General features: G+C 36.7%; 10 protein-coding genes. 2 read left to right on the top strand and 8 right to left on the bottom strand.

Features of this window, described 5'->3' with window-relative positions; genetic code table 11:
• Positions 1-234 precede the first annotated feature (234 nt).
• The 4 genes from N9I19_RS23245 to N9I19_RS23260 all read right to left on the bottom strand — a co-directional run bounded on the left by N9I19_RS23245 (position 235) and on the right by N9I19_RS23260 (position 2,892).
• Positions 235-759, bottom strand: a complete 525-nt coding sequence (locus N9I19_RS23245) for a metallophosphoesterase (RefSeq protein ID WP_317779121.1) — start codon at positions 757-759, stop codon at positions 235-237.
• Between the two features lie 347 nt (positions 760-1,106).
• On the bottom strand, positions 1,107-1,718 hold the full coding sequence (locus N9I19_RS23250) for an FMN-binding negative transcriptional regulator (protein ID WP_317779122.1): 612 nt from the start codon (positions 1,716-1,718) through the stop codon (positions 1,107-1,109).
• Between the two features lie 181 nt (positions 1,719-1,899).
• Positions 1,900-2,418 carry a spermidine/spermine N(1)-acetyltransferase gene (gene paiA / locus N9I19_RS23255; protein ID WP_317779123.1) on the bottom strand — a complete coding sequence of 173 codons (519 nt, stop codon included), beginning with the start codon at positions 2,416-2,418 and terminating at the stop codon, positions 1,900-1,902.
• Positions 2,419-2,439: 21 nt separating this feature from the next.
• Positions 2,440-2,892: a MarR family winged helix-turn-helix transcriptional regulator gene (locus N9I19_RS23260; RefSeq protein ID WP_317779124.1), complete on the bottom strand. Its 453-nt coding sequence runs from the start codon at positions 2,890-2,892 to the stop codon at positions 2,440-2,442.
• Between the two features lie 116 nt (positions 2,893-3,008).
• On the opposite strand from N9I19_RS23260, the gene N9I19_RS23265 reads away from it, so the two are divergent.
• Positions 3,009-3,653, top strand: coding sequence for a YczE/YyaS/YitT family protein (locus N9I19_RS23265; RefSeq protein WP_317779125.1), 645 nt, complete (start codon positions 3,009-3,011; stop codon positions 3,651-3,653).
• A 114-nt stretch (positions 3,654-3,767) separates the two neighbouring features.
• Here N9I19_RS23265 and N9I19_RS23270 read toward each other — a convergent pair whose 3' ends face one another.
• The 4 genes from N9I19_RS23270 to N9I19_RS23285 form a co-directional block, all read right to left on the bottom strand.
• Positions 3,768-4,751 carry a ketoacyl-ACP synthase III gene (locus N9I19_RS23270; protein ID WP_061461621.1) on the bottom strand — a complete coding sequence of 328 codons (984 nt, stop codon included), beginning with the start codon at positions 4,749-4,751 and terminating at the stop codon, positions 3,768-3,770.
• A gap of 527 nt (positions 4,752-5,278) precedes the next feature.
• On the bottom strand, positions 5,279-5,584 hold the full coding sequence (locus N9I19_RS23275) for an NIPSNAP family protein (RefSeq protein ID WP_061461620.1): 306 nt from the start codon (positions 5,582-5,584) through the stop codon (positions 5,279-5,281).
• A gap of 280 nt (positions 5,585-5,864) precedes the next feature.
• Positions 5,865-6,044 carry a hypothetical protein gene (locus tag N9I19_RS23280; RefSeq protein ID WP_317779126.1) on the bottom strand — a complete coding sequence of 60 codons (180 nt, stop codon included), beginning with the start codon at positions 6,042-6,044 and terminating at the stop codon, positions 5,865-5,867.
• Positions 6,045-6,052: 8 nt separating this feature from the next.
• Positions 6,053-6,895: an SDR family NAD(P)-dependent oxidoreductase gene (locus tag N9I19_RS23285; RefSeq protein ID WP_317779127.1), complete on the bottom strand. Its 843-nt coding sequence runs from the start codon at positions 6,893-6,895 to the stop codon at positions 6,053-6,055.
• A 291-nt stretch (positions 6,896-7,186) separates the two neighbouring features.
• Here N9I19_RS23285 and N9I19_RS23290 point away from each other — a divergent pair, with 291 nt between their 5' ends.
• Positions 7,187-7,837 carry a TetR/AcrR family transcriptional regulator gene (locus tag N9I19_RS23290; RefSeq protein WP_317779128.1) on the top strand — a complete coding sequence of 217 codons (651 nt, stop codon included), beginning with the start codon at positions 7,187-7,189 and terminating at the stop codon, positions 7,835-7,837.
• The last annotated feature ends 302 nt before the right edge of the window (positions 7,838-8,139 follow it).

Genomic DNA, 8,139 nt, shown 5'->3' on the forward strand with positions numbered 1-8,139 from the left:
AGGAGTCTCGCACTTCCGCTCCAATCAACCTTAAATAGTTTCGTTTTAAAAACAACAATCTTTACGAAAAGAGCCTTCCTTTAAAAGCTTAACGGTTCGGTTAATAGCTGTAACTTCATCCGTAATTTCTACTTCCTTTCGATTTTCAGGCGCCACATACAGGTTAGTCTCTTTTGTGACGACACCGATAAAGCCAATATTTATTCCGTCAATTTGTTTAATAACATACAGTGGTCACAAGGGAGTACCCGATTTTGTATCGATGATATTTGCAGAACTGTAAGAAGTATTGGCACCTTGAAAATAACCTGTTTTTTTATTGAATCCTCCATAAATAAGACGTTTCAATTCATTTACGCCTTGGTCTAATTCAGTATTTCCAGGTGTCCCGACATCAAAGTGCAGGAGATTTAAAAATTCAATCGTGGGTTCGTCTTTAAATCGAGAAGAGATTGGAGGAATTCCTCCTACCATATCACCAGAATGAACAAGTAGTGTATTTGGGTTTTCTTTTATATATTTTTTTAAATAGGCAGCCAGGTATTCAGCACCCCCTGCCATGGTTCCTGAAACCATTTGATATTTGTTTAGTTGGCCGTGAAAATCATTAACGCCTAACAATTGAACTTGAATGTGGTGGTTGGATGTGGAATGATTCGTTGTGGAATGTTTGGATGATAATGCTGTGATTTTATAAGTTACGAGAATGATGATAAATACCAAGATGAACAAAGAAGTTATGGCCTGAAATTTTGACAACTTCCGATCCCTCCCTCTAGATGTAAATTAAGAATAACTCTGGAATTTTATATCCGTATAAAGGGACCGTGATTTTTTGTTATTTTTTAGATAATAATTATTAAATTAACCCAGCACATGCATATCCTTTTAAAAATATTCATACTGCTTAACATTTAGAAATCTGTTAAGATTTTGACTAGATTATTTAAAAAGGCTCAATTTATCTTCCATTAACCCGATAGTAAAAAAACGCAGCTGCTAATTACAGTTAGTATTGAAATCTGCTCCGTTGTAAAAGAAGTTCAACAAAAGGAGTGTTAATCCTTTTTGGATCAACACTCCCGTTAGTGCAGCAACATTCAACGTTATTTTTTTAGGTTTGCCTTCATTAAAGAGGAAATTTTTTGCTCATCTGTATTTTGGATTTCTTCTAGCTGATTAATAATCAGCTCTTGTCGATGTAAGGAATGGTTTTGACTTAATTTCGCTTTCCCCTCTATCTTGTTGATTTTTATTTTGAAGCCTTGAATTCCTTTGTTCATCCCAGCGAGAAAGTCAGCGTCTAAATCTTGCAATTTGTATGAACTATCAGGGGCTTCATACTTCAATACCATGTCCTGCAAGGAATCCGTTAACTCCTGTTCATCCTCAATAAGTTCGGCTTCGCCGTATACATGAACAGTCACATAATTCCATGTTGGTACTGCTTGATTGGTCTCATACCAAGAGGAGGAGATATAACAGTGAGGACCATGAAAAACTGCTAAGACTGTTTGATTTTTAATATCTTTCCATTGATGGTTCGGACGAGCAAAATGACCATACAAATAGTTTTTCTCCTTATTCAACAGCAGTGGTAAATGTGTAGCAAAAGGCAAGCCTTCATGCATTGAACACAATGTCGCAAAACCATTCTCCTGTATTACATCGTAGGCTACTGCTAATTCTTTTATTTCAAATTGCTTAGGGATACACATAAAAAATCTCCTTTCCACCTGATATAAACTTTTAAACAGACAATTGATTCGTAAAAATTATTAAACACAATCATAGCAACTTTTACTAAATGTCTATCCTCGAGAACCTCATCTATAGTTATCCTACCTCACTCTACTTCATTTTAAAAAATACCCCTTAATTATGACCTTTCAAAAGTAGTTATATTAGTGTTTTAGTCATTATAAAGTCAATTTGTTCTTCATCACCCATATAAAAAGAGTGGGCTCCAGTTTGAACAAACCCCAGTTTCTTGTAAAAGGCAATAGCATTTTCATTTTTCTCCCATACGCCTAGCCAAATTTTCTTTTTGTTATGTTCCATTGCAATTTCCATTGCTTTATTTTGCAGACATTTACCAATCCCAAGTTTTTGAAATTTGTCCTTTATATAAATCCTCTCAATTTCAAGTGATTCATCACCCATTTCTTCAGACTGAGCATCATTGGTATTGATCTTTAAATATCCAGCGACTTCATTATTAAAATAAACAAAAAAGAATTGTGAAGACGTATTTGATAATTCTTTTTCTAATTGTTTGAAGTTAAATGCCCTTTCCAAATAGGCATTCATATTTTCGGGTGTGTTCTGATGCTTAAATGTCTCATTAAACGTTTCATAACTAATTTCTTGAAGTTTGCGTGAATCTTCAAGGGTACACTTTTTTATATTAATAGTCATATATGTCGCTCCTTTATATAATCAATAATTTCTCTTGTTTCCCTTTTTTACAAATTCCCAGTCTTTTTCTACATTTTTTCTTACTCTTTGAAGAAGGTTGAAAATGGTTTCTACTTCTCTTTCGGAAAATCCCTTTAATGCAACGCTATTGGAATAATCATTTTCTCTTTTAATAAAAGGATAAACATTTTTCCCTTTCTCTGTTGGAAAGAGTTTTTTAATTTTTTTGTTATGTTTATCTTCTTTCTTTTCAATAAAGCCATTAATTTCAAGTTTTTTTATAGAACGAGATGCTGTTGTTCGATCTACTTTTATCATCTCAGCTAACTTTTCTTGAATGATTCCTGGGTTTTCACATATTCGCACAATGTACAAATACTGCCCTTTTGTAAGGTCATATTCTTTAAATTCTATATTACTTATAGAATCTAATGCCCTTGCTATCATTCCAATTTCACGAAGAATTTCCTTCATAATTAACTCCTTAGTACGTATTTTCGTTGCAAATGCAATAAAAACGATATATATTAAATTTAACTTAAATTCGTTGCATTTGCAACAAAAAAATAATGATAAAGGGGTCGAGTAAAGTGAAATATGTTTTTTATGTATTAGGAATTTTAATATTAACCCTTGGTATTTCTTTCACTATACAATCAGACCTTGGAACTTCACCTTTTGATGCACTTTTAGTAGGACTGTCGATAAATGTGGGGCTTACTGTCGGAAGTTGGGAAATAATAATAGCTTTAATATTGATAGGTTGTAATTCATTTTTAAAAAGACAAAGACCAGAAGTTTTGGGGTTGTTAACAGCATTTATAACGGGAATTGGTATTGATATGTGGCTTTTTTTATTGCACAACTTGATAACGCCTGAACTATGGTACAGCAAAGTGGTTTGTTTTGGAATCGGCTTAGTTGCTATAGGATTAGGAACTGCAACATATTTACACACAAATTTTGCACCGATTCCAGTTGACCGTTTAACATTGATCATACAAGAATTAACTAGAACAAATATATTTTTTTCGAGAACATTCATTTACCTCGTATTCTTGATAATGGCAATGATTTTAAATGGACCAATTGGCGTTGGAACCTTATTAACCGTTTGTTTAGGGGGGCTAATACTTAATTACTTTATGCCATTTACTGAAAAAGTATTAGACCGGATATTATCACACTCTAGTACAGCACCAAATTATGCTAAAGATAAAAACCCTTTAATATAGAATACTTTTTATTTTTCTTGTTCAACTATCCTGCCCCGATAGTTGCATAAAAAAAAGCTGCCTTAAAGACAGCTCCGATCTAGCTAAGGCACCTGTTGGTTTAAGAAAAAGGCGTTATAGGGTCCAATTGATAAGCAATCCTGCTTGTGCTAATCCACCACCGAAACCATATAATAAAATCTTCTCACCATTACTGAGCTTTCCTTCACTTACTCCTTTATCTAAAGCTAATGGTATTGATGCTGAGGAAGTATTTCCATACTCCACTAAGCTATATAATGTACGCTCAATTGGAAAACCACTTCTATCACATATTGACTCAATCATTCTTAAATTTGCACTATGCGGAACAAACCAATCAACATCATTCAAATGGAATTCAGTATTTTTCATCACAGTTTGCATTCCTTTTGGAACAGTAGTAACAGCCCATTTATAAACCTCACGTCCATTTTGTACAAGGTTACCACTATTATTTAAGTCTTCTCCATTTATACGTGTCGATAGGTTTGTACTATATAAATGTTTTCCGCCTGCTCCTTCCGAATATAAATGTGAAGAAATAAAACTTGGTTGTTGTTCATCATATTCTACAAGAACTGCTCCTCCACCATCTCCAAATAAAATACAAGTGGCTCGGTCTTCATAGTCCATAATTTTAGATAGAGTATCAGCTCCAATAACAAGGACTTTCTTGTTTAAACCAGATGTTACTAATCCATTAGCTACATGCAACCCATAAGTAAATCCTGCACAAGCAGCGTTTAAATCAATAGCTCCAGTATTCTTAATACCTAGCTTTGCTTGGACTAAAGAAGCTACACTTGGTGTGTTGAAATCAGGTGAAAAGGTACAGACAATAATCATATCAACATCTTCGACTGATTTATCATACCGTTCCATTAAATCCTTTACAGCTTTATAACTTATATCACTAGTAAACTCTTCTTCATGTGATATTCTTCGTTCTTTAATTCCAGTACGTTTAACAATCCATTCATCATTGGTTTCAATCAATTTTTCTAAGTCTTTATTTGTTAACCTTTTTTCTGGAACATAAGAACCTATCGCAGTAATACGTGCTTTAGATTTAATCACAGAGTAACCACCTCGTTGTATGAATTATATCAATTTCACCACTTGATATTATTACCTGGTACTAATTATAAAGTAAAAAAAATCTTATGCAACTATCCTATCCCTTTAGTTGTATAAAGAAAAAGTTGCCTTAAAGACAGTTCCGATCTTCAGTGACATTTTAGTTTAAGAACAACGTATTATTTATAGAAAATATGAGATTACACCTATGAGACATCATAAGAGTAATGCTATTTTCGTTCAGTTTTGTTGCGACTCTCTAAATGAAATTTTATTTGCACCGTCTTCATCTGGATATTTATATTGTAATTCTGAGTCCAGTCCTTTCAATATCTTTTTAAAAAGTTTAACATTACATCCCAGTAATTCCCTTCCAAAGTCTATAATTACGTAAATCTTCTTGTTCAACAATCTTGCACCGTCAATGCCATAAGAAAAAGGCTGCCGAAGCAACCTTCCTTATTGAACTAAAGCACCTGTTAGCTTAACAAGGTATGTATAGATTATTTTTCAACTTTAATATATGTTCATTCGAATAAAGGACGCATAAAGCTTCTCTCATAACTTAAAATACATTTAGTCTCTTCTGCAAATTTATATGCTTCTTGACATTCTGCATCCAATGCCATTTTTACTCGGTACTCTTCATATGCTGCTAAACTTGGGAAAGTGAATAATGCATAAGCAATATTATTAGCACCCTCATGTGGAAGGAAATATCCCTGATGTGTACCACCTAATTTATTAACTAATCGAATCCACATCTTACCGTATTCCTCGAACTCATTTAATTTATATGAGTCAATAACATATTTCAAATAGCATGTAACCATTTTACCCTCCCGAAAATCTATTTTTTTCCATCATAACATATAATTCGACTAACCTACCCCGTTAGTACAATTGGTTACTCCATGTACTCCCACCTCTTTATCCTACTAGTAATTCAATCAAGCTCCACCCTCTTTCGAGGTGTAGCTTTTAAATAAAGTTTAATCAAAAATATCTCGCAAACCCACATTTTACGATAAATAAAAAGAATCTATTTTGAAAAAAGTTTGATCAAAATAGATTCCTATCCAGAATATTTCAGTTTGATTTTTATAAAAAATTTTAATCAATTTCAGTGTATCTAAAGTTTATTCTGCCTTCTCGAATTGAATGTGCCAGCTTTCCATGACTTTCCCGGCCGGGCTGATCTCTGAAACAAGCCTGTGCTTCACCGGCGTGTGTTCGGTCCCGGATGGGTTGATGGACAGAAGCAGTAGCTGAAATATTTGCCGAATTAGCCATCAGTGCGCCTACTGGATCATCCATTCTGCAAGATCGGACGGACCGGCCGGCTTCTTATTGTTGGCGGAGCCGTCGCGTGGACGAAGCATGCTGCCAACGAGACGGAGTCCCTGTTTCCTCGTCATGAATCGTCCGATCTGCGTACCTATATAATTCTGTGTTCCCGGAACGACATACAGCTTCCCGTCCTTCAATGCCCGAAGCGCAACTTCCACGACTCGCTCCGGTGTGTCTTTCTTACCGACGGCGGCTTCTTCCGCGCCTACGACGTTGAAGAAGCCGGTGTCCGTCGCTCCGGGACAAAGCGTGAAAAATTGGACGCCACTGTTGCGGTTCTCCCACCACAAGGCTTGGGTAAACGACAAGACGAAGGCTTTCGTTGCTCCGTATACGGCCATATAGGGAAGGGGCTGAAATCCGGCGGTCGATGCGACATTGATAACGGCCCCGGAGTTTCTACACAACATATCCGGCAAGAACAAGTGCGTCATATCTACAACAGCGGCAACATTGAGCATGACTTCCTCATGCTGGCGCACGCCTGACATTTGTTCAAACAAACCATGCGTGGCAAAGCCTGCGTTGTTGACCAGCATTTCGATCTCTAAATTCAGAAGTTGACATTGTCGATATAACTCGCCTGGCGCGCCCTCTTTGCCAAGATCGGTAGGAATCACCTCGACCTTAACGCCGTGCTTCTTTCTAAGCTCCGATGCCAGGTTCTCCAGCTTGTTTTTCGATCGGGCTACGAGTACAAGGTCGCCACCCTCTTTGGCCAATTGTCGGGCGAATTGCTCTCCGATGCCGGATGAAGCTCCCGTGACAAGCGCCCACTTTCCTTTTATGTTCATTGTGCAACTCTCCTATCTACTTTTTTATAATTAGGAAACAGTGTTACTTAGTCCTTAAAAATAATTCCTGACTCTCATAAGAGTCAAGAATTATGATACGTTCCGGTAACAGTGTTTCCGATTGAAATCATTGTAACTAAGCTTTTTAAGAAAGTCAACATCGTTTTTTGAATCGTTGGTTTTTAGCATCCCTCGCAACATTGACAACAGTCCGACAATTATATTAAAATTCCTGTTAAGAGCTGGAAACATTGTTTCTTATCAAAAATGTATTAATTGAGGGTGATAGCGATGACAGAACAAAATAATTCCTTCGCTGCAAATACGAAAAAGTTGGAAACGTATCAGGAGGCTCGCTTGAAAAATATTGAAAATCTTCGAAGGCTCGTCGTCGATGCTGCGGCAACGATTTTGTACGATGAGGGTCCTGAAGCTGTGACGGTGCGTAAAGTTGCGCAGAAGATGAATTGCTCTACCAAAATCATATACAACCTGTTTGTCAATAAAGATGGACTGGCTCAGCAGCTTTATCTCGACGGCTGCAAGATTCTCGCCAACGAATTCGAGGGAACGCCGCGCGCTGACGATCCGATGCAGCAGCTGTTTAATTTAGGCGAAACCTTCTGGCAATTCGGACAGCGTTACTCCGGTTATTACAAGCTGATGTTCGGAGGAGCCTTCGCGGATTTCAAACCAGACGAGGAGAGCATACACGGCACCGTAACAGCTATGCAGCAGTTATTGACAGTAATTGGTGATGCGCAAGAGCAGGGACTAATTACCGGTCCGTATGACACGGAAACCGTCGTCCGTATCTTCTGGGCGTCGCTCCACGGTGTTATCCATCTTTACATGTGCGGGCATTTTAGTGATGTGCAGTCCGCACATGCCGTTTACAAGCAAACGCTGTCTTTGGTTGTCGGTTCGTTATTTTCGAGTTGAGTCTTCTAGAGAAGAAAAAAAGCAACTTAGGGTGTCTTTTCTTTATTTTTTTAAACCGTCGCAACTTTATTTCAAAACGACACGAGGGTATTTTTTTAATACAAGCAACTTTGATAAATGAATAAATAGAAAGGGCCTGTTTTGAAAAAGATTAATCAAAACAAGCCCTTATACTATTTAATTGGATTATTCTTTTATAAAAAAGATTGAACATTTTTATGTTCCTTAATGAACTCCCTCAGTTTGATACGAATATCTCTCGAATGCTCACTTATTCGCAGGATTTCATAACCCTTGTAATT

The sequence above is a fragment of the Peribacillus sp. CSMR9 genome, assembly GCF_033141925.1.
Lineage (GTDB): Bacteria > Bacillota > Bacilli > Bacillales > DSM-1321 > Peribacillus > Peribacillus simplex_A.

Coding starts and splice junctions, on each gene's coding strand:
- paiA (WP_317779123.1), bottom strand. CDS start 2,418: ATGACTATTAATATAAAAAAGTGTACCCTTGAAGATTCACGCAAACTT.
- N9I19_RS23290 (WP_317779128.1), top strand. CDS start 7,187: ATGACAGAACAAAATAATTCCTTCGCTGCAAATACGAAAAAGTTGGAA.
- N9I19_RS23250 (WP_317779122.1), bottom strand. CDS start 1,718: ATGTGTATCCCTAAGCAATTTGAAATAAAAGAATTAGCAGTAGCCTAC.
- N9I19_RS23285 (WP_317779127.1), bottom strand. CDS start 6,895: ATGAACATAAAAGGAAAGTGGGCGCTTGTCACGGGAGCTTCATCCGGC.
- N9I19_RS23275 (WP_061461620.1), bottom strand. CDS start 5,584: ATGGTTACATGCTATTTGAAATATGTTATTGACTCATATAAATTAAAT.
- N9I19_RS23280 (WP_317779126.1), bottom strand. CDS start 6,044: ATGGCTAATTCGGCAAATATTTCAGCTACTGCTTCTGTCCATCAACCC.
- N9I19_RS23260 (WP_317779124.1), bottom strand. CDS start 2,892: ATGAAGGAAATTCTTCGTGAAATTGGAATGATAGCAAGGGCATTAGAT.